Raw genomic sequence first — 1,713 nt, forward strand, 5'->3', positions numbered from 1 at the left:
GGTTAAAAGTTGAGCTTCGTGAATCGGAAGTAGTTGCTCGACTGCTTTTAATTCTACGATAACTTTTTCTTCAACTAAAAGATCTATCCGGTATCCACAATCTAATTTAAATCCTTTTTTCTCTGTTTCTCTGCGTCTCTGCGGTAAAGGATTACCTCAACGGTTACGATTTAAGATATAGTCATTCTGGGTCATATAAGTCATAATGGCACCCCTTCACTTAATGCTATTCTGACGAATGGGTCGGATGTATCTTTAGCTATGATAAGGTCAATCTTCTGCTCACCTAATAATTCATAAAGATTCAGGCGAATTTTTCTTTTATGCTCATTAGTTAGTTTGTTTGACCAGATAAGGATATCTATATCTCCACCCCTTTGTGTATCATCTACTCGTGAGCCAAAGAGATAGATTTTTGCCTCCAGGTCTATCTTCATAATGGTAGATTTAATTGCACTTATTTCCTCAGATGATAATCTCATAAGAAACACTCACTATCCTGCGTTGGCTTACAAATTTCAGGTTCGCTTTAACTGATAATATCATACCCCTATCTTTTTACTTTGTCAAGAATTTTTTCAAAGGAAAAGGCAAATTTAAGAAGTCTATGTTCAGCAAATGGCTTACCGATTATCTGGATGCCAATAGGCAAGCCTTCTTTTGAGCATCCGCAAGGGATACTTATTGCCGGCAGACCGGCAAGATTATCACAAGTATCCTGATTATGATTGCTCAAGATGGAACTTTGAATTACTTCTGTTATTGTGTGCTATCTTTTCGAACTACTGAAATCTTATCTGGTTCTACTTTTACCACCTTTCCATTTTCCCATATCACGAGGGGCAATTTCTTTATTGTATGTTCTACAATAACTTTTTTAACCGCATCTTTCATTGCTTTCTCTGCTTTTTCCCCTAATGGGGTTAATGCTCTATTCTTTTTCATAACAAATCAACTTCCTCTTTTATATGCTGAAATAAATTTTTGTCAATAATATTTTCATATTCGCCTTCTTTTTCATAAATTATCATTGGTTGCATACCTGAATTATCAAAAATTGCTAAATAATCTAAAACAGAAAAATAAACATGGAATAAATTCCATAATGTCTTTTTAAACCGTCTTTTCACAATATATTCTGGGACACTATGGCCACCTTCCCGCACTCTATTTTTAATTCTTTCGATACCAAGTTGATAATTCGGAATCCATAAATAATACATATAAACACGGTATCCTAACCTTTTCATTTTTTGTAAAATACTTAAATATGTTCTTCCTGATAATGTTGTTTCTATGGCAAACATTTTTCTTTCACTAACAAGCTCTTTAATTCTTTGAAGCACCATACGTCCTGCACGAATAACGAATCTATCTGGTGCAAAAGGAGATAACCCGTGGGCAATCATATCTGCATTGACAAAATCGACCTTCCCAACATAACGAGGAAGATATTCACAAGCAAATGTTGTTTTTCCTGCACCATTTGCCCCAGCGATAATGTATATTATCTGTTGTTTGTTCATAGACCATTTCCTATTTTCTTCAATTAGACTATATATATTGATACCCAGCGTAGAGATAAAACTAGTGTCGTGTTGAACAAATAACGCACGGAATTTGATTCTGGTAACTGGTGATTGGTAACTGGTAATTAAATACCGTTCGGCTGAGGTAATCGGTCAGTTATTGGTGGGAGAAAGGCATAAAGAT

At 35.0% G+C, this 1,713-nt stretch carries 3 protein-coding genes and 2 pseudogenes; all 5 read right to left on the reverse strand.

Annotated features, from left to right (window positions below; genetic code table 11):
• A pseudogene (locus tag AB1414_20360) lies at window positions 1-117 on the reverse strand (GxxExxY protein).
• An 83-nt stretch (window positions 118-200) separates the two neighbouring features.
• Window positions 201-482, reverse strand: a complete 282-nt coding sequence (locus AB1414_20365) for a nucleotidyltransferase domain-containing protein (protein ID MEW6609767.1) — start codon at window positions 480-482, stop codon at window positions 201-203.
• Window positions 483-550: 68 nt separating this feature from the next.
• Window positions 551-706 (reverse strand): annotated as a pseudogene (locus AB1414_20370) (amidase family protein).
• A 53-nt stretch (window positions 707-759) separates the two neighbouring features.
• Window positions 760-945, reverse strand: coding sequence for a hypothetical protein (locus AB1414_20375; GenBank protein MEW6609768.1), 186 nt, complete (start codon window positions 943-945; stop codon window positions 760-762).
• Window positions 942-1,526, reverse strand: coding sequence for a zeta toxin family protein (locus AB1414_20380; protein ID MEW6609769.1), 585 nt, complete (start codon window positions 1,524-1,526; stop codon window positions 942-944). The genes AB1414_20375 and AB1414_20380 overlap by 4 nt, the downstream gene beginning before the upstream one ends.
• Window positions 1,527-1,713: the final 187 nt, after the last annotated feature.

The organism is bacterium, from assembly GCA_040755795.1.
Classification (GTDB): Bacteria; UBA9089; CG2-30-40-21; order CG2-30-40-21; family SBAY01; genus JBFLXS01.